The sequence below is a fragment of the Moraxella oculi genome, from assembly GCF_023336735.1.
GTDB classification, from domain to species: Bacteria; Pseudomonadota; Gammaproteobacteria; order Pseudomonadales; family Moraxellaceae; genus Moraxella; species Moraxella oculi.
The window spans coordinates 87,443-109,228 of sequence record NZ_JAMBAQ010000006.1 but is presented as its reverse complement, the minus strand read 5'-3'; the positions used below and the strand labels follow the sequence as shown (position 1 = coordinate 109,228).

At 42.9% G+C, this 21,786-nt stretch carries 15 protein-coding genes; 12 read left to right on the top strand and 3 right to left on the bottom strand.

Translation table 11 applies throughout. From position 1 onward, the window contains the following. Window positions 1-240 precede the first annotated feature (240 nt). The 9 genes from lepA to mscL all read left to right on the top strand — a co-directional run bounded on the left by lepA (window position 241) and on the right by mscL (window position 11,031). On the top strand, window positions 241-2,040 hold the full coding sequence (lepA, locus tag M2R47_RS04505) for a translation elongation factor 4 (protein WP_249099568.1): 1,800 nt from the start codon (window positions 241-243) through the stop codon (window positions 2,038-2,040). Between the two features lie 53 nt (window positions 2,041-2,093). After that, window positions 2,094-3,194, top strand: a complete 1,101-nt coding sequence (lepB, locus tag M2R47_RS04500) for a signal peptidase I (RefSeq protein ID WP_249099564.1) — start codon at window positions 2,094-2,096, stop codon at window positions 3,192-3,194. Between the two features lie 45 nt (window positions 3,195-3,239). Beyond that, window positions 3,240-4,004, top strand: coding sequence for a ribonuclease III (gene rnc, locus M2R47_RS04495; protein ID WP_249099561.1), 765 nt, complete (start codon window positions 3,240-3,242; stop codon window positions 4,002-4,004). Between the two features lie 126 nt (window positions 4,005-4,130). Beyond that, window positions 4,131-5,126 carry a GTPase Era gene (gene era / locus M2R47_RS04490; RefSeq protein WP_249099559.1) on the top strand — a complete coding sequence of 332 codons (996 nt, stop codon included), beginning with the start codon at window positions 4,131-4,133 and terminating at the stop codon, window positions 5,124-5,126. A 5-nt stretch (window positions 5,127-5,131) separates the two neighbouring features. Next, window positions 5,132-5,893, top strand: coding sequence for a DNA repair protein RecO (recO, locus tag M2R47_RS04485; RefSeq protein WP_249099556.1), 762 nt, complete (start codon window positions 5,132-5,134; stop codon window positions 5,891-5,893). Between the two features lie 9 nt (window positions 5,894-5,902). Next, on the top strand, window positions 5,903-6,646 hold the full coding sequence (pdxJ, locus tag M2R47_RS04480) for a pyridoxine 5'-phosphate synthase (protein WP_249099552.1): 744 nt from the start codon (window positions 5,903-5,905) through the stop codon (window positions 6,644-6,646). A gap of 297 nt (window positions 6,647-6,943) precedes the next feature. Then, window positions 6,944-8,281 carry an OmpA family protein gene (locus tag M2R47_RS04475; protein WP_249099548.1) on the top strand — a complete coding sequence of 446 codons (1,338 nt, stop codon included), beginning with the start codon at window positions 6,944-6,946 and terminating at the stop codon, window positions 8,279-8,281. A gap of 284 nt (window positions 8,282-8,565) precedes the next feature. Beyond that, complete coding sequence (gene typA / locus M2R47_RS04470; protein ID WP_249099545.1) at window positions 8,566-10,410, top strand: translational GTPase TypA; 1,845 nt, start codon at window positions 8,566-8,568, stop codon at window positions 10,408-10,410. Between the two features lie 186 nt (window positions 10,411-10,596). Then, a complete protein-coding gene (gene mscL / locus M2R47_RS04465; protein ID WP_249099543.1) occupies window positions 10,597-11,031 on the top strand; it encodes a large conductance mechanosensitive channel protein MscL in 435 nt (144 codons plus the stop codon). A 48-nt stretch (window positions 11,032-11,079) separates the two neighbouring features. Here the strand turns inward: mscL and mutM are convergent, their stop codons facing one another. Further along, window positions 11,080-11,985 (bottom strand): bifunctional DNA-formamidopyrimidine glycosylase/DNA-(apurinic or apyrimidinic site) lyase, encoded by a 906-nt coding sequence (gene mutM, locus M2R47_RS04460; protein WP_249099574.1) that lies wholly within the window; start codon window positions 11,983-11,985, stop codon window positions 11,080-11,082. A gap of 25 nt (window positions 11,986-12,010) precedes the next feature. Then, entirely contained in the window at window positions 12,011-14,290 is a 2,280-nt protein-coding gene (locus tag M2R47_RS04455) for a RelA/SpoT family protein (RefSeq protein WP_407069370.1), read from the bottom strand. A 398-nt stretch (window positions 14,291-14,688) separates the two neighbouring features. On the opposite strand from M2R47_RS04455, the gene M2R47_RS04450 reads away from it, so the two are divergent. Together M2R47_RS04450 and M2R47_RS04445 are read left to right on the top strand one after the other, a co-directional pair. Then, window positions 14,689-16,614: a transferrin-binding protein-like solute binding protein gene (locus tag M2R47_RS04450; RefSeq protein ID WP_249099536.1), complete on the top strand. Its 1,926-nt coding sequence runs from the start codon at window positions 14,689-14,691 to the stop codon at window positions 16,612-16,614. Between the two features lie 91 nt (window positions 16,615-16,705). Further along, the gene (locus M2R47_RS04445) at window positions 16,706-19,570 is read left to right on the top strand and encodes a lactoferrin/transferrin family TonB-dependent receptor (RefSeq protein ID WP_249099534.1); all 2,865 of its coding nucleotides are present in this window, start codon (window positions 16,706-16,708) and stop codon (window positions 19,568-19,570) included. 77 nt (window positions 19,571-19,647) lie between these two features. Here the strand turns inward: M2R47_RS04445 and M2R47_RS04440 are convergent, their stop codons facing one another. Continuing rightward, window positions 19,648-19,809 (bottom strand): hypothetical protein, encoded by a 162-nt coding sequence (locus M2R47_RS04440; RefSeq protein WP_249099531.1) that lies wholly within the window; start codon window positions 19,807-19,809, stop codon window positions 19,648-19,650. Window positions 19,810-20,058: 249 nt separating this feature from the next. Here M2R47_RS04440 and M2R47_RS04435 point away from each other — a divergent pair, with 249 nt between their 5' ends. Then, the gene (locus tag M2R47_RS04435) at window positions 20,059-21,780 is read left to right on the top strand and encodes a DEAD/DEAH box helicase (protein WP_249099529.1); all 1,722 of its coding nucleotides are present in this window, start codon (window positions 20,059-20,061) and stop codon (window positions 21,778-21,780) included. The last annotated feature ends 6 nt before the right edge of the window (window positions 21,781-21,786 follow it).

Genomic DNA, 21,786 nt, shown 5'->3' with positions numbered 1-21,786 from the left:
ACGTCTTAGCGCCGATGGTAGTGTGGTTCGCCCATGTGAGAGTAGGTCATCGTCAGCACCTTATTTGATTACCCCCTTCATCAGATGATGGAGGGGGTAATTTCATATGTCAAGGCTGGAATCCAAAAGGTGTTTGAGTGAGCTGAATACTAAATTTATTAATATCTTTTAACCGGCTATGTTTTTTAGTGAAAAGCTGTTAAAATACCATGTTATCATTTTACTTTATCATCAGATATCATGACTGCACTCACTCACATTCGCAACTTTTCTATCATCGCCCATATTGATCATGGTAAGTCTACATTGGCTGATCGTTTTATTCAGGTTTGTGGAGGTCTTTCTGATCGTGAAATGCAAGCACAAGTTTTAGACAGTATGGATATTGAGCGAGAAAGGGGTATCACTATTAAGGCTCAGTCTGTTACGCTCTACTATCATCATCCAAATGGTGAAAAATATCAGCTGAACTTCATTGATACGCCAGGTCATGTGGATTTTTCTTATGAGGTTTCTCGTTCTTTGGCGGCTTGTGAAGGGGCCTTGCTTGTCGTTGATGCAGCACAAGGCGTTGAAGCTCAAAGTGTGGCAAATTGTTATACAGCCGTAGAACAAGGCTTAGAGGTCTTGCCTGTTCTTAATAAGATTGATTTGCCTCAAGTGGAACCTGAAAGAGTTATTGAGGAAATTGAGGATATTATCGGCATTGAAGCAGTTGAGGCACCAAGAGTGTCTGCTAAGACAGGTGTGGGCATTGATGATCTTTTGCAGGTTTTGATAGAAAAAATCCCCGCTCCAGCAGGTGATCGCGATGCGCCACTTCAAGCCCTGATCATTGATTCGTGGTTTGATAATTATTTGGGTGTTGTATCATTGATGCGTGTAAGAACGGGCGAGGTTCGTACAGGCGATCGTATCTTTGTCAAATCAACAGGTGAAAGTCATTTGGTCACCTCTATCGGTGTGTTTACGCCCAAGCGTTTAGAAACAGGTATTTTGCAAGCAGGTGAGGTGGGTTTTGTCATCGCAGGTATTAAAGACATTCAAGGTGCTCCTGTGGGCGACACCATTACTCTTGCTAAGACTCCAGAAGTCGAAAACATTCCTGGATTTCAAAAAGTAACACCGCAAGTTTATGCGGGCATGTTTCCGGTTGATTCAAGTGATTTTGAAAAATTTCGTGAAGCATTACAAAAATTGCAAATTAATGATGCAGCTTTATTCTTTGAGCCAGACACTTCTGATGCCTTAGGCTTTGGCTTTCGTTGCGGCTTTTTGGGCATGTTACACATGGAAATCATCCAAGAGCGTTTAGAGCGAGAGTACGATCTTGATTTGATCACAACCGCCCCGTCGGTGATTTATGAGGTAGTCAAGAAAAATGGTGATATTGTCTATGTGGATAACCCCTCTCGTCTGCCTGATGTGGGTGTGATTGCTGAATTTCGTGAACCAATTGCCCGTTGTCATATTTTAGTGCCTCAAGAATACTTAGGTAATGTAATTACGCTTGCTATTGAACGCGCGCGCGTTCAAGTGGATATGAAATTTATGGCTCGTCAAGTACAGGTTGTTTTTGACATTCCAATGGGTGAAGTGGTGATGGACTTTTTTGATAAGCTAAAGTCCGCCAGTCGTGGTTTTGCATCTTTAGATTATGGTTTTGAGCGTTATCAAGCAGATAAGCTGTCTCGTGTTGATGTTTTGATCAACGGTGAGAAGGTTGATGCACTGGCCATGATATGCCATCAAGAACACGCTCGCCGTCGTGGTGGTCAGCTGGTTGAAAAGATGAAAGAGTTGATTCCTCGTCAAATGTTTGATGTTGCCATTCAAGCTGCTATTGGTTCGCAAATCATTGCAAGAAGTACGGTAAAGGCCATGCGTAAAGATGTGCTTGCTAAGTGTTACGGTGGCGATGTCAGTCGTAAGAAAAAACTGCTTGAAAAGCAAAAGGCAGGTAAAAAGCGGATGAAGCAGGTGGGTAGTGTGGAAATTCCACAGGAAGCGTTTTTGGCGGTTTTGAAAGTTGATAGTTAATTTAAACATGTTTATCAAACGATTGTCGGTGTTAAAGTACGAAAAGGTGGTCTATGAACTTTGATATTAACTTGATATTAGTACCTATCACGCTGGTATTTTTGCTTGTATGGCTTGTGGATAAAGTTGCACTAAAGAAACAGCACAATGCTAAACTGGCTGATAAAAAAGTTCAGCTTGCACATAATCAGCTGTCATCATCTCAAGATGCTTTAAAGGATGTGCTTAGGGACCATCAAATCACAACTGACATCGATAACTTCAAGCCAAGCGATGACACTCCCCAATCAGTTCAAGAGTGTTATCAGCGTTACCATTTGGCCAAGCAAAATCTTGCATCTGCTAAGATTGATCAGGAAGCCTATGGTGGGAATTTCCTGATACGCTGGTCTTATGAATTTTTACCGATTCTAGTGGTGATTGTGTTAGTACGATCATTCATTGTTGAGCCCTTTAATATCCCTTCAAGCTCAATGGTGCCGACTCTATATACGGGTGATTTCATCGTCGTCAACAAATCATCTTATGGACTACGCCTACCCTTAACACATACTAAAATATTGGACTTGGGTAGTCCCAAGCGTGGCGATGTGGCAGTATTTCGTTATCCAATGCAGCCGAAGATTTATTACATCAAGCGTGTGATTGGCTTGCCAAACGATACGGTGGCTTATAAAGATGGCGTATTGAGTATTAATGGTCAAGCCGTCGCAACACAAAAGACTGCCTACCATATGAATGAAGAATTCATCAGTAAGCTTTTGCCAGCACGGATTGAAGGTCGTGCGTTGAGTGATGAAGAGCGTACAAAATTTGGGCAACGAGAAGAAACATTCGCTCATTATTATCAAGAAACTCTGGGTGATCATCAGTATCGTGTTCGCTATTTGGGCAACCTGAATACTTCTCAGGATGGACAGTTTTTGCAGCAGAATGCACCAGAGGTCATCACCTCCCAAGGTAGAGAGTGGGCGATTGTGGTGCCGGAGGGACACTATTTTGTGATGGGGGATAACCGAGATGATAGTAAAGACTCTCGGTACTGGGGTTTTGTGCCAGAAGAGAACTTATCTGGTAAGGCGACTTATATTTGGATGCACAAAGATGCTGGTTTTAAACTCCCAAGTTTTAATAGGATGGGTGCAATTGATTGATGCTTAAAAATGCGATTTGTATACACAGTGTGAGATGGGCAAGTAATGAACGACTTTAATAAATTAGGTGCTAAAGTGCAGCTTGGCAAGCAGTCGCATTTCGCTAATTTTGAACAAGGCTTGTCTGTCCTGTCTGAAAAATTGGGTTATGTTTTTCATGATGCGAGCTATCTTAAAAGAGCGTTGACACATCGTTCTTATGACCCTAGGGCTAACTATGAGCGATTGGAGTTTTTAGGTGATGCTTTGCTTGGGGTAGTCATTACCGAAGAGTTATTTTTACACTTTCCCAATCATGATGAGGGTAAGCTAAGCAGAATGCGTGCCACATTGGTTCGCCAAGAAACACTGGTGCAGATTGCTGAACGCTTAGAGTTATCTCGCCATCTCATATTGGGAGTGGGTGAGCGTAAAGGCGGTGGTCGTCATCGGGCATCGATATTGGCAGATGCGGTCGAGGCGATTGTGGCGGCCATTTATTTGGATAGTGGTGGCGACATTAATCCGATCAGGAAAATGATTAAGGTGTGGTATGAGTTTTTGATTTTAGAGGTGGGTGAGGAGAAAGTACTTAAAGATGCCAAATCTCGCTTGCAAGAGTGGTTGCAAGGCAATCGCATGTCACTACCCAGTTATGAGCTTGTTGAAGTCATTGGTAATGCACCAAACCAAACCTTTGTGGTAACCTGCCGAGTGGGCTTGGTCGGTATTGAGCCCATCACACAATTGGGCGAATCTCGCCGAATTGCCGAGCAAAAATGTGCTGAGCTGATGATCAATCAGCTAAATAGGGTGCAAATAGCCCTGTGAATGACAGTTGATGGCTATTTTGATGAGTTCCGCTATTTTAGGTGGTTTTGTATTTGAATGAATGATATTTTAGGCATGAGTTGCAACCAAATCGCTTAACAGACTATGAAACAAGTAAGGCAAGATATGATTGACAATGAACGAGATTTGAACAATGATGATGTGATATCGTCATTTTTTGACAGTCAGACAAGCACCGTCTGCGATGATTTTCGTGCTGGTTTTGTGGCCATTGTGGGCAGACCGAATGTCGGCAAATCAACACTGATGAACCATCTGCTTGGGCAAAAGCTGTCCATCACATCACGCAAGCCACAAACCACACGCCATCGCATTCATGGTATTTTTACAGATGATGATAAGCAGATTGTTTTTGTGGATACCCCTGGAATTCATACCAAGGAAGTCAAAGTAATCAATGAGCGTATGAATAAGACGGCCATATCCGCATTGACCGATGTGGATTTGGTATTATTTGTGGTGGACGCACTACAATGGAGGGAGGATGATCTTTTGACTTTGGAGAAGTTGTCGACCACGACATTACCTGTGGTTTTGGTCATCAATAAATCGGATACCATTAAAGATAAATCTCAAATGTTGCCTGTGATTGAAAGTTTTAATGAAAGTTTTGATTTTGCTGATATCGTGCCAGTTTCTGCATTGCGTGGGCATAACTTAGATCGGTTAAAATCGGTCATTGGACAATTTTTACCCAAGCGGCCGGCGATTTTTGATTCTGAGCAAATTACCGATCGTTCTGAGCGTTTTTTGGCAAGTGAAATCATTCGTGAAAAAATCATGCGTCAATCAGGTGATGAAGTGCCGTATGACTTGACTGTACAGATTGATACCTTCAAAGATGAACCTGCTCATCAAGACCCAGAGACAGGAAAATGGCGAAAAGCAGTAACTTTCATTGATGCCACCATTTTTGTTGAAAGAGCGGGGCAAAAAACCATTGTGATTGGAGATAAAGGCAAGCGAATCAAGCAAGTTGGCATAGAGGCAAGACAAGACATGGAGAAATTATTTGATCGCAAAATCATGCTCACCCTTTGGGTGAAAGTCAAAAAAGGTTGGTCGGATGATGAGCGAGCCTTGAACAGTTTGGGATATTGAATCTTTTGCGACAACAACCATTAATAGGCTATGTGTTACACGCAAGGGCATATCAAGAAAGGCGGGCGATTTATCAAATATTCACAAACGAATTTGGCTTGGTGCATGGTGTTGGTGCTAAAGGTGCGCTTTCATTTGTGCTGGTCAATTTGTTTGCCACAGGCAAAAATGCGTTAAAAACCTTTGGTCAAATTCAACCAGCATCAAGATTTCCAGTGATGCCAGCTGGAAGTATGGCTCAATATGCTTTATTTTATATGAATGAGGTGCTTTGTCGATTATTGATGCTGGAGAATGCCTGTCCTGCATTGTGGCGGGCCTACCATGATGAAGTGATGCTATTAGTGGGGTTGAATTGCCCAAAAGATGAGCTAATGCTCCACATCAAGCTTTCATTACGACGGTTTGAGCGTTCCTTGTTTGATGAACTGGGTGTTGCCATAGATTTTGGTCAAGATTCTTTGGGGCGGGCAATCATTCATGACCACAGCTATCATTTTATTCCTGAGAAGGGTTTTGTACCCATCATCTCAACATTCACTCATCAGATAGGAAGTTTGGAAAAAAGCATGAATCGTGCATCATATTTGGGGGGAGATTTGATCGTGATGGCAAGAGCTGATACTGATGAGGGGATTTATTTGGAAAAGCTTGATTTGTTTGGGCGGCTGCAAAAAGATGTGATGAATCATCTGCTTGACTACAAGCCCTTGCATAGCCGTAAACTTTGGCAGCAGAGTCTGCGTTTTAAAACCGATAGATTGTGAGAGAATGTTATGGCGAATATACCGCTATTGGGTGTGAATATTGATCATGTTGCCACATTGCGTAATGCACGAGGGGTTGGTTACCCTTGTCCAATAGAGGCAGCTGTCGTCTGTGAGCAAGCTGGTGCTGATGGCATCACTCTGCACTTACGAGAGGATCGTCGCCACATTAAAGATGCCGATGTTTATGCAATGAAAAAGGCTTTAAAGACGCGCATGAATCTTGAAATGGCAGTAACTGATGAAATGCTTGCCATTGCTTTAGATGTTAAGCCGACTTGGGTGTGCTTGGTGCCAGAAAAACGCCAAGAGATTACCACAGAAGGTGGTCTTGATGTGGCTAGTCTGCCAAAATTGCCTGAATTTGTTGCAAGGTTGAAAACGGCAAATATTTTAGTGTCATTATTCATTGATCCAGATGTTCGCCAAATCGATGCGGCGGTGGCCATGAATGCAGATGCGATTGAGCTACATACAGGGGCTTATGCTCATGCAAGCTTGGCGAACCATCAAGTTGAGGTTGATGCTGAACTTAATCGCATCAAAGCAGCTGTACAATATGCCAAAGGCAAAACCAGTCAAATGCTCATCAACGCAGGTCATGGATTGACTTATGACAATGTTGCACCGATTGCTCAAATTGATGGCATTCATGAGCTGAATATTGGACATAGTATCATCGCAAGTGCTGTATTTGTGGGGCTTGATCGTGCGGTTATAAAAATGAAACAAGCTTTTATTAAGGGCGTGTGATTGGTTTTGTGGAACCGATGATGCCATTCATCAAAAAGCACTGGGGTGGAATTGGTCAGATGAGGGCTGCTGGATTTTTGGTAGCTGGGCGGTTGAATGGTTTGTAAAAAATCAGCATGTTTGTGTAACATTGTGTAGTAGTGTCTAAAAAACGGTTGATTTTTTCTACAAATGCCGTTAAGCTAATCGCATCTGACTCAAGACCCATGGATTTTTATTGTCAAACTTTATTGGCAAATCAATAACATGATGGTAAAATATGATCAGTTAAACTCAATAATCCTTTTGGAGGAAGTTATGAAACTTAATAAAATCGCTATCGCAGTACTTGCTACTGCAGCGACCGCTGCTTCTGCTGGTGTGACTGTTAGTCCATTGCTACTAGGCTACCACTACAATGATGAAGCACATGACAAGCAACGAGAAGTATTACGCACTGGCAAACAATTAAACCCAGACCATCAAGTAAAAGATGGTGTTGCTCTTGATAGCGATCTGTGGATTGGTGCGGGTCTTGGTGTAGAACTTACCCCATCTACTCAATTACAAGTAGAATATGCTGTTTCTAACAGCGACGCAAAAGCTTCTGATCGCTCATTCAATCTAGACGCTGCTAATCGTTTTGACTCTGAGCAACAAACCATCAGCGGTAACTTCCTAATCGGTACTGAGCAGTTCACTGGCTACAATGCTAACAGCAAGTTCAAGCCTTATGTATTGATCGGTGCAGGTCAACAAAAAACTAAAATTGAAAACCAAGCAGCCTATGTAGCAGATAATGCTAATGCACCATATGGCAAAATTGCTCAAGGTCAGAATGTGGCTGCTGGTACAGAAGTAACCACTTCAAAAGATACCATCGGCAACATTGGTTTGGGTGCTCGCTACCTAGTTAATGATGCATTGGCACTTCGTGGTGAAGCTCGTGCAATCCACAATTTTGACAACAAATGGTGGGAAGGTCTTGCTTTGGCAGGTGTTGAGGTTACTCTAGGCGGTCGTTTGGCTCCAGCTGCTGCTGTTATTCCTGTGATTCCTGAGCCAATGCCAGAGCCTAAACCTGAGCCTAAGCCAGTCATCACTGAGCCAGTTACTCCTGTGATCATTGAAGATGTTGTTGTTGATGTTGATGGCGATGGTGTGCCAGATCATGTTGACGCTTGCGTAGGTGCACCTGGTTCTCAAGTAAACAATGTTGTTGATGCTCGTGGTTGCCCACAACAAGTGAATGTGACCGAGCAGCTAAACATTGCTCCACGCGTGTTCTTTGATCGTGATCAATCTGTGATCAAAGCTCAATATCGTAACGAAGTGGCAAAAGTAGCACAAGCAATGCGTGCGTTCCCAAATGCAACTGCCATCGTTGAAGGTCATGCGTCTAAAGACAGCAACCGTTCAAGTGCTCGTTATAACCAACGCCTATCAGAAGCTCGTGCAAATGCTGTTAAAGCAATGCTGGCCACTGAGTTTGGTATTGCTCCTAACCGTCTAAGTGCGGTTGGTTACGGCTTCAATCAGCCAATCGAGTCTAACGACACTGAAGCAGGTCGTGTATTGAACCGTCGTGTGGTTGTAAAAACTACTGGTCAAAAGGTTACCACAGTTGAACAAACCAAAGACATGGTAATTCGTTAATCAATATTTTGATTGACTGATAAAAAGAATCGCTACTTTGGCGGTTCTTTTTATTTTTTGGATTCTTTTAATAAGGTTATACATATGGTATAATTTGCAATTTCTCTTATTGTGATGAGTAAATGATGGATATTTTTTGTTTTGCCATTTATCACGATACGAGCTTCCTGCCTTCTTAATTGATTACATATTGATTATTGTTGATTGTTTATGAATTTTTGACGAGCAATCATTATGTTTTTTCGATTCATTGACATTTCTTTTCAAACTTTAAACGAGTATTTATGGCAAACGACATTAAAAATCTGCGTAATATTGCTATTATTGCACATGTTGACCACGGTAAAACCACCTTGGTTGATAAACTGCTACAACAATCTGGTGCATTGGGCGAGCGTTCAGGAGATATTGAGCGTGTGATGGATTCAAATGCTTTGGAAAGTGAACGAGGTATTACGATTTTGGCAAAAAATACCGCCATCAAATGGACGGATGCACGCACTGGTACTCAATATCGCATCAATATCGTAGACACCCCTGGCCACGCTGATTTTGGTGGTGAGGTGGAGCGTGTGATGAGTATGGTTGATTGTGTGCTTTTGTTGGTAGATAGCCAAGAAGGCCCAATGCCACAAACTCGCTTTGTTACTCAAAAGGCGTTTGCTCGTGGTCTTAAGCCAATCGTGATCATCAATAAGATTGATAAGCCTGCTGCTCGTGCTGATTGGGTGATTGATCAGGTATTCGATTTATTCGACAGTCTTGGTGCGACTGATGAGCAGTTGGATTTCCCCATCGTATATGCCTCGGGGATTAATGGCATTGCAGGCCTTGATCCTGATGATCTGGCAAGTGATATGACGCCATTGTTTGAAACGATTGTAGATATTGTTGAGCCACCAAAAGTAGATGTTGATGGTCCATTCCAAATGCAAATCTCAAGTTTGGATTATAACAGTTTCGTGGGTGTCATTGGAGTGGGCCGCATTCAGCGTGGCTCTGTTAAGACAAACACTCCTGTTACCGTCATTGATAAAGATGGTAACAAACGCAATGGTCGCATCTTAAAAATCATGGGTTATCATGGACTTGAGCGCGTTGATGTGGATTTTGCCCAAGCAGGCGATATTGTATGCGTTACTGGTCTCGATAGTCTCAACATTTCAGATACCATCTGCGACCCACAAAATGTTGAGCCTTTGCCAGCATTATCAGTTGATGAGCCGACCGTGTCGATGACTTTTCAGGTAAATGATTCTCCATTTGCTGGTAAAGAGGGTAAGTTCGTCACTTCGCGTAATATTCGTGAGCGCTTGGATCGTGAGCTGATTCATAATGTGGCGTTGCGTGTGGAGGATACTGACAGCCCAGAAAAATTCAAAGTTTCTGGTCGTGGCGAGTTACATCTGTCGGTATTGATTGAGAACATGCGTCGTGAGGGATTTGAGCTGGGCGTTTCTCGTCCACAAGTCATCATGAAGGAAATTGATGGCGTGATGAATGAGCCTTATGAAAATGTTACCTTTGATGTTGAAGAGCAACACCAAGGTGCGGTCATGCAAGAAATGGGTGAGCGCAAGGGTGAATTGACTAACATGGAAGTAGATGGTAAGGGTCGTATTCGCATTGAAGCGACAGTGCCGTCTCGTGGGTTGATTGGTTTTCGCTCTGCCTTTTTGACGATGACATCAGGCACTGGCATCATGACATCAAGCTTTTCTCATTATGGACCTGCCAAAGAAGGAGCGGTTGCCAAGCGTCAAAATGGCGTATTGGTTTCTATGGTAACGGGCACTTGCTTGGGTTATGCACTGTTTAGTTTACAAGATCGAGGCCGTTTATTTGCCAAGCCGCAGCTTGAAGTTTATGAGGGCATGATTGTTGGTATCAATTCTCGTTCTGATGATATGGTTGTCAACCCAACCAAAGCCAAACAATTGACCAACATTCGTGCATCTGGTTCTGATGATGCGATCATTTTGACGCCTGCATTGGAATACACACTAGAACAAGCACTTGAATTCATTGAAGATGACGAATTGGTAGAGGTTACTCCCAAATCAATTCGTATTCGTAAGCGTTATTTGACAGAAAATGAACGCAAACGCTTTGGTCGTAAAAAAGATTGATTTGAAAGCCTTGCCTTGTTAACAAAAGTTCACACAGTCAATATTAAAAACTACATTTTTGATAAAAGATTGTGCTAGAATTTCCACTGCTTTAAAAGCGTAATATGGTAGTGATGATTGAAACAAAAGTGCCCGTTAATTGGGTGCTTTTGTTTTTTTAATCAAAATTGGATTGGAGTGTTTATCATGAGTATGATACAAGAATTTAAAGAATTTGCCTTAAAAGGCAATGTGATGGATTTGGCGGTTGGTGTCATCATCGGTGCGGCATTTGGTAAAATCACCACATCACTGGTTGAGGACATCATCATGCCTTTGGTTGGGGCGATTTTTGGTGGTTTTGATTTTTCAAACATGTTTGTGTTGCTCGGCAATGTGCCAGAAGGTGTTGATCCAAACAGCTATGCGGCATTAAAAGAGGCAGGTGTGGCAATGCTTGCTTATGGAAATTTTATCACTATCGTCATCAACTTCATCATTTTGGCCTTTATCATTTTTATGATGGTTAAAGGAATGAACAGATTGCGTCGTAAAGCTGAAGAGCCAACAGCACCAGAAGAGCCAGCAGAAGAGATCTTGTTGTTGCGTGAAATCAGCGCAAAACTGGGAGATAAAAAATAACTGCCTTGCTAAAAAACGCCTTGCTCATTGATTGACAAGGCGTTTGTGCTATTGGGACTTGACCGAAGGTTGGCAAGTGGGGCAATAAACGCTTGATCGCCCACCAATTTTTTGACCAACTAACGGTGTTTGGCAAATGGTGCATGGTTTGCCTTGATTGCCATAAGCAAGTAGGGTTTGTTGAAAATAGCCCGCCTTACCATTTTCGACAGTAAAATCTCGCAAGGTTGAGCCACCTTTTTCGATCGCTACTGCCAAGATGTTTTTGATGTGCTGAACCAATATGGCAATTTGAGTTTTATTGAGTTGATTGGCAGGTGTGTTGGGGTGAATGCCCGATAAAAATAAGCTTTCTGTGGCATAAATATTGCCCACGCCAACGACTACTTTTTGATCCATGATGAGTGTTTTGATCGGTTTGTTGATGGGTTTGTTTAATTTTCCAGTAGAATGACTTGAATGTTTAAAACGGTGGATATGCTGGTATAGATAATCGGCATCAAATTCGTCGGTTAATGGTTCGGGTCCCAAATGTTTTAAAAACTTTTCTCTAACACCATCGTTGCCATCAATGTATGCGTCATTATCCGCCCATAGAATGATACCGAAGCGGCGTGGATCATGATAATGTAAGGCAATCTCATTAAAGCGAATGATGAGATGGTCATGCTTTCTTGGGTTGATATTCCCATCAACACGGTGCTGTTGCAGACTTCCTGACATGCCTAAATGAACAAGCAGTACTTTATTGCCGTCTGATTCATGATAAAAATGCAATAAAAGATACTTGGCGCGTCGTTCAAGCTTGCCAAGTCGAAACCCAACCAGACTGTCTAGGTCATGCGGCATCATATGGCGCAGTTTTGGCTGACGGACATGCACTGCGGTTACGACCTGATTTAATAGAGGGTTAAGACTGTTTTTGGTGGTTTCTACTTCTGGTAATTCTGGCATGGTTGGATTTGGTGTTTGTATGATATTAATTAATGTGGCGTCTGGCGTGCAGCACATTGGGCTGCTGTTCGATTTTGGCAAGCAAGCGTGATAAATGTGCAAGCCCTGCCACTTCAATATGAAACTTCATTTGACTGATGGTGTCATCTGAAAAGACGGTTTCGGCTCGATGAATGTTTACCTTTTCTTTATCGATGATATTGACCAAGTCTCTTAGGATGCCACGATGGTAATTTGATTCGACCAATATGGTTACAGGCTGATAACGCCCAAATTCTTTTTGCCAGTCTGCCCTGACTTGACGGTGAGGCTCTTTTTTGATGAGTCTTAGGTATTCGGCACAGCTGCTATGATGAATGCTGATGCCATTAGATAGTGTAACAAATCCAGAGATGGGTTCGCCATGTACAGGGTTGCAGCATTTGGCCAAATGAATGTCGACATTATCAAGACCTTCTAAATCAATGTGATATTTGTTGGGTCGTCTGGGCGTCTTAATGTTGATGACATTTTCATCAATGCTGGGCGGATTTGGGTCAAGTTTATTGATGATTTTACTCAGTAGTTGTACGGTGCTTATGTCGCCCATCACAAGAGCAATGAATAAGTCATCTTCATTTTTAACATTAAAATACTCTAGGTGAGTGCTTAGGTCAATCTGATTGGGGCTGATTGACAGGCGATCAAGTTCACGCAGCAGCATGGTGCGGCCTGTTTCAATGTTTTTGTCTTTGTCTTGTCGATTGAACCATTGGCGTAATTTTGATTTGGCACGAGCGGTATGAATGTAGCCAAGTGATGCCACAAGCCAATCACGATTGGGTTCTCGGCTGGGTTTGGTAATGATGTCTACTTGATCGCCTGTCTTGGGTTGGTAAGTGAGTGGCACATATCGACCATTGACACGCGCACCTTGAGCTCGATTACCCACTTCGGTATGTACATAATAAGCAAAATCTAATACTGTTGCACCTTTTGGCAGCTCGGTGATGTCTCCATCACGACTAAAAACATAGATGCGTTCAGAATTTTCTAAGTCCAGTTCGTCTTCGCCATCTGTACTGATATCAGTCTTGTCATTGCTAAGCAACTGGCGTAATGAGCTGATTTTTTGGGTGAGGTAATCGTCCTTTTTGGCTTTAAGTCCTTCCTTATAATTAACATGCGCTGCCTTACCAAGCTCTGCTTCAAAATGCATGTCCATTGTACGAATTTGTACTTCTAGTGTGCGTTGATTGGCAATGACTGCGGTGTGCAGGCTCTTATATCCATTAGGCTTTGGGTTGGTGATGTAATCATCAAACTGCTCTGGAATGTGTCGCCAAAGTCCATGCACAACGCCCAATGTGTGATAACATTCGGCATTGGTATTGACCAGCACGCGTAATGCTCGAATGTCGTAGAGCTGATCAAAAGATAAGTTTTTCTTTTTCATCTTTCGCCAGATGGAGTAAATGTGCTTAACTCGCCCATATACTTCTGCCTTGATGCCTACTTGGGCAAGTGCTTGGCTTAGATCCTCTTGGACGGTTTTGATGTAGCTTTCTCGCTCACTGCGTTTTTCGGATAGGAGATTTGCGATTTTTTTGTACTCATCAGGTGCAAGATAACGAAAAGCAAGATCTTCTAATTCCCATTTTAACTGTGCGATGGATAGGCGATGTGCCAGTGGGGCGTAGATGGTCATCACCTCACGAGCAACTCGCTTTTGGCGGTCGGGCGGTGAAAAGGACAGTTCACGCATTGCAAAAGTGCGTTCAGCAAGCTTAATGAGTACTGCACGCACATCATTGGTGGTGCTGATGAGCATGCTATAAATGGTGGATAGCTGATCTCTTTGTTCATTCTCAAAATAGTCTTCTAGGCGTTTGTTTTCTTCGATGCTTTCAGATAACCGTCCCATCGCCAAGGTGTCTTCAACCAAATGAGCAATGTCCTGACCAAAATGTCTGGCAACTGTCTCAATGCTGACCAACTCTCGGCGTACCGTGCGATACAGCATGGCAGCGACTAAGGCGTTTTCGTCTTGAAACAGATATGCCAAGATGTCTGCCATGCCAATGCCTGTGGCGTAAGCACCAGAGCGGCTGGCGTGGGGTTTGTTGGATTGGATTTTGACAAACTCGCAAGCATGTCGCAATAAGGGCAGATCATCTTTTCCAATGCGTGCTGCCACAGCGTTAAGCCAAGTCTCGACATCAATGTCTGACTCGCTGATGGTGGATGGTACCTTAGTCTCTTCGGAATGATCAAAAGTTGTCCTAAGCTTTGTATTGACCAGCTGTGCCTTGAAATCCGGGTGCAATTCTTTGGCGACGAGACTGGCTGTCAAAGTTGCACTGTCGGTGCTGCTGGTATTGCCACCAAGTAGCGGCAGACTGTCTCGAATCTGTACCAAAGCATCTACTCCAATTTATCCACGAATGTTTATCATGATGTTATTATGGCATGTTTGTTCATATTTTAAAAGACCTAAAAGATTTCTTTATGTGGCGATGGGTTTGCAAAATATTTTTATGGTATTGATGACATGTGATTGATTTTCTTAACAAATATTTATTTTTGTTAATAATTTATCGTGATTATTGCCAGATGGTTTGACAGTGCAATGAAAATTACCTATAATTATAATCATTATTATTTACCAGCTGATGAATGACATCAGCATCTCTTTTTTAATGTCCTAAATGATGGTGAAATCCTATGAACATTTCTACAAGAAAACTGCTGAGCGTATTGGTCAGTACGCTGTTATTGAGTGCTTGTGCCAGCAATAAGGGTAATTTTGGACTTGATGGTGTGAATAGCATCAAACCAAAAGGTCCAGTCCATGCTGTGCCACAAAATTCAACAGCACCAACCGCAAGCCAGACTGATACTGCATCGACATCTGCAGCGCCATCTTATGAAGATGAGCAAGGTGAAAGACGCAAGTTTGATGCGGAGAAGAGTGAGCCTGCATTGGGCTATGCACTCACCGAGATCCCTCGCCGTAATACCTCTCCAAAACCACTCAATCCCAACCCTGAAAGTGGCGTGGTTAATATCAATGCAGAGAAAATTGTACCCATTAACCATTCCCTTGATAAAATTTCCGATATTTATATTGAAAATATCAAAAAAGATAAAAAACATAATGGTGAGGATGTTTATTATTCACATGATAAAAGCCGTTTATCAAACACGCGTGATTTAAATTATGTGCGTTCTGGCTATGTTCTTGGAGAGCGTAGTATTGAGTTTGTTAGAGAAAAAGGTAAAAAAGAATTTGATATTAAGCCAGCAGGTCAGTATGGTTATGTCTTCTATCAAGGTAGTGATCCTGCGACGCAATTACCAGTACAAAAAGCAACATATGAAGGTGCATGGGACTTTGTTACCAATGCTTCTGCAGACAGAAAAGAGCTTGTGGAAGGGTTTACGCAAGATAATATCACTGATCCTTCAATACCAGGAAATGCAACAGGGGCGACATCCCTGCAAACGGCAGTAAATAACCGAATTCAGGGTAAAGCTGTAGGTCAAAGTGCTCACTTGGAAGTGGATTTTGCTAACAAAACTTTGACAGGAAAATTGACCAGTAATGGTTATGTGGCAGATGATAAAGCCAATCAGACTATCACCGATCGTTATACCATCGATGCTAAGCTACAGGGCAATCGTTTTATTGGTACTGCTAAGGCAAAAAATTCAAGTCATGAACTTTTTGGTAAAGATGGTGCATTAGAAGGTGGCTTCTTTGGTAAGAAAGCTCAAGAGCTGGCAGGTAAGTTTTTGGCAAATGACAATTCTTTGTTTGGGGTGTTTGCAGGTAAACGCAATGAGCTTAGTGATGATCAGCTAGAAACCAAGTTTGATGCCATCAGTATTGATAGCAAAAGCTTGACCAAATCTGACATGGATACTTTTGGGCAAGTCAGTCATCTATTGATTGATGGCAAATTGCTATCGCTATTACCAAAAGACATGAATAGCTTTGCTCAGATGGCGTTTAATGATACCCGACAAGTGGATCATAATGGTAAAAAGTTGTCTGTTACTGTATGCTGTAACAATCTGGATTATATCAAATTTGGCAACTATAGTGATGTTGATTCTAGCAGCTCAGAAACAACAACCATTCTAAAAGATGGCAAACTGTTCTTAGTGGGTGAGCGTACAGCCGTATCAGACTTGCCAACAGGTACGGCCCATTATCGTGGTACTTGGGAGGGTCATATCGAGAGTAAAGGTGGTCGACGCTGGTCGGAGTCTGCCGCTACCAGCATAAATACAGGCGCTAGAAGCATTTTTGATGTTAATTTTGGAGATAAAACCTTAACTGGTAAGTTAATCCGCAATAACGGATTGGAGTCAAACCCATTATTAACGCTCTCTGGTACGATCAATGGCAATGGCTTTAGTGGTAAAGCTGTAACTTCTGAAGGTGGATTTAATGTTGATAGCACAGGATCAAGCGACATTGTAAAAGTCAATGCTGACTTTATGGGTGGATTCTATGGTCCAAAAGCAATTGAGCTTGGCGGTGTGATTCATCATGATAAGTCAGGTGAGGATAAAATCGCTGTGGTCTTTGGTGGAAAACGCCAAACTGATAAAACTCAGACCACTACTATAGAGAAAAAATAAGTCTTGATTCGCTTGTTTCCTGACTTTTTAGGCCTAAGAATGCTTTGGGGCATTCTTAGGGTTTTTTTGTTGAGATAAGATGGATAATTTGATGAAAACTGACAAGAATAAAATCTTACAGGTTCAGCCAACACTTTTGTGTTTGGCGATTGGTTCGGTGCTTTTTGGCATGCCAGCTTTCGCTGATGATGGCAAAGCGGTCAAAATCAATGCGGCAGGTGAAAATCATGTCGTGCTTGATGACATTAATTTGAAAGTTAAGCAAAAAATCAACCGAAAAACCAATGAAATTACAGGTTTGGGCAAGGTAGTTAAAAAAGCTGGTGATATCGATCAAGAAATGGTGTTGGGCATTCGTGATCTGACCCGTTATGATCCAGGCATCAGTGTGGTGGAGCAAGGAAAAGGGGCGACTTCAGGCTATGCCATGCGTGGCGTAGATAAAAACCGTGTTACCATTTTGGTTGATGGTCTTAATCAAGCACAATCTTATTTGACACTCAAAACCGAAGCCAATGGTGGAGCGATCAATGAGGTGGAATATGAAAATATCAAGAGTATTGAGCTAAGCAAAGGTTCAAGCTCGGCCGAATACGGCAGTGGGGCGTTGGGCGGTGCTGTTGGTTTTGTAACCAAAGATGCGACTGATGTCATCAAGGATGGCAAAAACTGGGGGGTGAACACCAAAACCGCCTACACCAGCAAAAATAAGCAATGGACTCAATCTGTGGCAGGTGCGTTTAAGGCAGGTGGTTTTGACAGCTTGCTCATCTACACTCACAAAGATGGCAAGGAAACCAAAGGTCATAAAGCGTTAGATGATTATCAGCATGAATACCGACCACTGACTGGCTATTTTAGTCGCTATGACTTAACTGGTGCACCAAATGATTATAGTCAGCATACTTACTATCTGGTCGAAAACGATTGCCCTGGCTTGGACTGCACCCCTTTACCACGAGCGAAGATTAACAATGACCGAATTTCCATGCGTAACTCTCCTGCTCTGACTTCTGATGAGCAAGCTCAGGTAGATGCAATGGGTTATCCTGTGCATACTGCCAGTACTAAGGAATATACGGGCATTGATCGCTTACATGCCAACCCAATGGATTATAAGAGTCAATCAATTTTTTATAAAATCGGTCATGACATTAGTGAACGCCATCGCATCGGGGCGGTATTGGAACATACCAAGCAGCAGTACAACATTCAAGACATGACCTTGCCTGCTTATTATACCAAGCAAAGTATTGGTAGCCAGAGTTTGGGTCAAGGCAGTATTGATACTGATACGGGTCTGGCGGTGGGTAATTCAGGCATACCTGATGTGGCAGACAATCCTGTCAGTGCCTTGGTGTTTCGTGGTGGTCATCATGGTAACTGGGGTGCCAGATACAGCAATGTGCGCTACTTTGATGAAGATCACAAGAAAGATCGAATTGGGGTGTCTTATCAGTTCCATCATCCGACCACTCATGGTTTGGTGGATAAGGTGAAAGTCAGTCTGGATCGCCAGACATTAAATTTGAACAGTCAAGTGCAAAAAATGCGTTGCCAAGACTATCCTAATATGGGGCGTTGTCAGGCAGGAGTGGACAGACCTTGGTCATGGTCGGGCACAGAGCATAATAAATACAAAGAGCGTCTGGCATTGGCACAGATTAATGCAGAAAAATCTCTACAAATCGCCAAAAGTGAGCATCGCCTCAATCTTCTTGTTGGTACAGGCGGTGTAAAATCCATACTAGATAGAGGTGCGTTGGCATTTTCTTATGCCTCAGCTGGCTATAACCATGTCTCTGGTAAGGACATTAGAAAGCCTGAATACGGTAAAGTCTATGTTTATGAGCGTATGCCAGTAACCATGCAGCACGGTACAGCATGTAATAACGATCGTAGCGATAACAGCAACTGCCAACCTCGCACCATCACTGGTAAGCACCATTTCTTCGCCCTTAGAGATCACATTCGTTTTGGGGATTATGTGGATTTGGGCTTGGGACTTCGCTATGACGATCATCGATTTAACACCGATGATGAATGGACAGCAGTGAATGATTATAAAAACTGGTCCTATAATGCAGGCTTGACTGTCCGACCTAAAGATTACTTGGCACTGTCCTATCGTTACTCTAATGGGTTTAGGGTGCCTGCGTTTTATGAAATGTATGGCGTGCGTACAGGCACTGGCTTAAAAAGCAATGAACTGACCAGCAAAGCGTATCAGCAAAGAGTCGCACCTCGCCCAGAAAAAGCCACTAACCATGAGTTTGGTGTGGGCATACAAGGTAAATTTGGTACGCTAGAGACAAGCTATTTCCGCAATCATTACAAAGATTTGATAGCAAAAGCTGACCTCAAAAAATCAAGCAGCACCATCAGTGATTTTTATAACATTCAAGACATCACGCTAGATGGTATCAACTTGTTAGGTCGAATTGATTGGTATGGTGTGCATCATAAGTTGCCAGATGGATTGTATTCCAACATTGCCTATAATCGTGTGAGAGTGAAAGATCGTCATATTTATGATGGCTTTACCCTGACTACCGATCCGATCTTAGATGCCATTCAGCCCTCACGAATCATCGCTGGCATTGGTTATGATGCACCCAATGGCAAATGGGGCTTTAATCATAGCCTGACCTACTCAAAAGCGAAAAATCCTGAGGAGCTGATGGGTAGTGCTTATTATGGTAAAGACATTGCCATTGCTGTTAAGAGTAAAGTTTCTCGTAACTGGTATACGCATGATCTGACCGCCTATTTCATGCCACATGACAACATCACACTCAGAGCTGGTATTTATAACTTAATGAATTATAAATACAGCACTTGGGAGAGTGTGCGTCAGTCATCAATCAATTCGGTCAATCAAGACCTTGGCACAAGTAACGCACGCTATGCCGCACCTGGGCGTAATTACGCACTGTCATTGGAGGTGAAGTTCTAGGATTGATCAAAGCAGGGCGATGACCCTGCTTTTTCGTCGGCATTGTCGCCAAATTACTTATTTTCCAATAAATTCTGTCAGTTGCCATCAATCTGTGATATAATGCCGTTCTTGTGAAATTCTTCACACTCGCTATTTGATGACATCGCCACCGATTTTTGATGATTCATGATTGATTTTTTTGGTAAAATTCTCAATCCGTCGGTCGCCTTGCTGGGCGATTGGCGTTTTTTTGACATTAGGCTTTATTAGGTCTTAAGATTGCCAAATGTTCTTGCTAATTTTGTCGCGATGATTTTGTAGCCATATTGAGCAAAACACCCATGATTGTTCATGGCATGTCTTGTTTGTTCGAATGATTGGCAAAATACAGCGATTAACATCACTCCATACAAAATACACTGCCGCCTGCAATAAGATGCTTTTACCTGTTTTGATGACAGGTTGGCTTGGTTCATCGATGGAGCTTAAAAAATTAATAAGGGCATATGATGACCTCTCAACACGCGTCAACCAACACTCCCCATCCTGATGATACAGCCAGCCAGATAAGCTTGGCTACTGCGTCTTTTGATGAGTTGCAACTAAACACACCCATCTTAAAAGCTCTGAAAAAAAGTGGCTACACCACGCCAACACCCATTCAGGCGGGCGCCATTCCGCATGCTTTAAGCGGTCGTGATTTGTTACTTTCAGCCCAAACAGGTTCTGGTAAGACAGCAGCATTTGTCTTGCCGATTTTAGATAAGCTAAGTCGCCTTGGCCGTTTGGATAAGCACATTCATGCATTAATTCTGACCCCAACGCGTGAACTGGCTCAGCAGGTGCATGACAGTGTGCGTCGATATGGTGGCAATCTTCGAGGCCTGTATAGCATTCCTTTGGTGGGTGGTGCTCCCTATGGTGGGCAGATTCGTGCACTTAGAAAGGGCGTGCAAATCGTCATAGCCACGCCTGGTCGCCTGATTGACCACATGAATGAAGGGCGTGCAGACTTGTCTAAGCTTGATGTGCTGGTTCTTGATGAAGCTGATCGCATGTTGGACATGGGGTTTGCTGAGGATATCAAAACCATCTTACAACAGGCACCACAGACTCGTCAAACTGTGATGTCCTCTGCTACCTGGGATGGTGCGGTGGGTAAGATTGCTGAGAGTTTCACTAATAATCCACAGAAAATTTCTATTAAGGTAGAGTCGGCGCATATTGAGGAAAGTGTGTATTTTTGTGATGATTTTCACCATAAAAATAGAATTTTGCTTGAATTGCTCAGTGATGATGCAATCAATCAGGCCGTGATATTCACCGCCACCAAACGCAGCACGGAGCAGCTGACCGAAACCTTAACCCAAGCAGGTCTAAAAGCTCGCTATTTGCACGGTGATTTGCCACAAGGCAAACGCAATCGCATCATCAATGATGTCAAATCTGGCAAATGCGACTTTTTGATTGCCACTGATGTGGCAGCTCGTGGTATTGACATTTCTGCCATCAGCCATGTTGTTAATTATGATTTGCCTCGCCAAGTCGAAGATTATGTGCATCGTATCGGACGCTGTGGTCGTGCTGGACGCACAGGCGTGGCGATGAATCTTTGTAGTTTTGATGATCGGGGTCAATTACGAAACATTAACCGCTACCTAAAACGCACCATGAATGAGGCTGTGATAGAAGGGCTTGAGCCTAAGCGTCCACCATTTGAGCAGGAGGTGTGCCGCAAGAAAAAAGGTCGTGGTTCTTATGAGCGTCGTCGTGGTGGGTATCGTGAATTCGGTTTGATGAAACATGATAAGCAGCGTGGAGAGCATGACACCGACCGACGAAAAGAGCATGCTGCTGAGCGTTCTTATGATCGACATCAAGATTTAAAAAGGGCGAAATTTGGGAAGAAGACTTATCATGGGGAACGGCATTTCGACCGCAATAAGCGTACTTTTGATCGTCATGAGTATCGCTTTGATGATGAGGGTGGTCAATACCGTCATGCTCATCGAGATGTAATCGCACAAGAAGCGTTCAGCCGTACCGATAGGTGTGAATCACAACAATTTAAGCGTCAAGGTCGGCATGGCAAAGTGGGTCGTGAGCGTGTGAGTGAACATAAGCATGCCAAAGAGTCTTTTAGTCGGGGTAAATTTCGCCCTAAAAAACCCAAGACGGTGGAACAGGTATTTTTTACCCAAAAACAAACAAAAAAGAGATTTGATTGAGTCTGT

Bases quoted from the DNA above. Each gene is read 5' to 3' on its own strand.
- lepA (WP_249099568.1), top strand. From the start codon at position 241: ATGACTGCACTCACTCACATTCGCAACTTTTCTATCATCGCCCATATT.
- lepB (WP_249099564.1), top strand. From the start codon at position 2,094: ATGAACTTTGATATTAACTTGATATTAGTACCTATCACGCTGGTATTT.
- rnc (WP_249099561.1), top strand. From the start codon at position 3,240: ATGAACGACTTTAATAAATTAGGTGCTAAAGTGCAGCTTGGCAAGCAG.
- era (WP_249099559.1), top strand. From the start codon at position 4,131: ATGATTGACAATGAACGAGATTTGAACAATGATGATGTGATATCGTCA.
- pdxJ (WP_249099552.1), top strand. From the start codon at position 5,903: ATGGCGAATATACCGCTATTGGGTGTGAATATTGATCATGTTGCCACA.
- M2R47_RS04475 (WP_249099548.1), top strand. From the start codon at position 6,944: ATGAAACTTAATAAAATCGCTATCGCAGTACTTGCTACTGCAGCGACC.
- typA (WP_249099545.1), top strand. From the start codon at position 8,566: ATGGCAAACGACATTAAAAATCTGCGTAATATTGCTATTATTGCACAT.
- mscL (WP_249099543.1), top strand. From the start codon at position 10,597: ATGAGTATGATACAAGAATTTAAAGAATTTGCCTTAAAAGGCAATGTG.
- mutM (WP_249099574.1), bottom strand. From the start codon at position 11,985: ATGCCAGAATTACCAGAAGTAGAAACCACCAAAAACAGTCTTAACCCT.
- M2R47_RS04450 (WP_249099536.1), top strand. From the start codon at position 14,689: ATGAACATTTCTACAAGAAAACTGCTGAGCGTATTGGTCAGTACGCTG.
- M2R47_RS04445 (WP_249099534.1), top strand. From the start codon at position 16,706: ATGAAAACTGACAAGAATAAAATCTTACAGGTTCAGCCAACACTTTTG.
- M2R47_RS04440 (WP_249099531.1), bottom strand. From the start codon at position 19,809: ATGTCAAAAAAACGCCAATCGCCCAGCAAGGCGACCGACGGATTGAGA.
- M2R47_RS04435 (WP_249099529.1), top strand. From the start codon at position 20,059: ATGATGACCTCTCAACACGCGTCAACCAACACTCCCCATCCTGATGAT.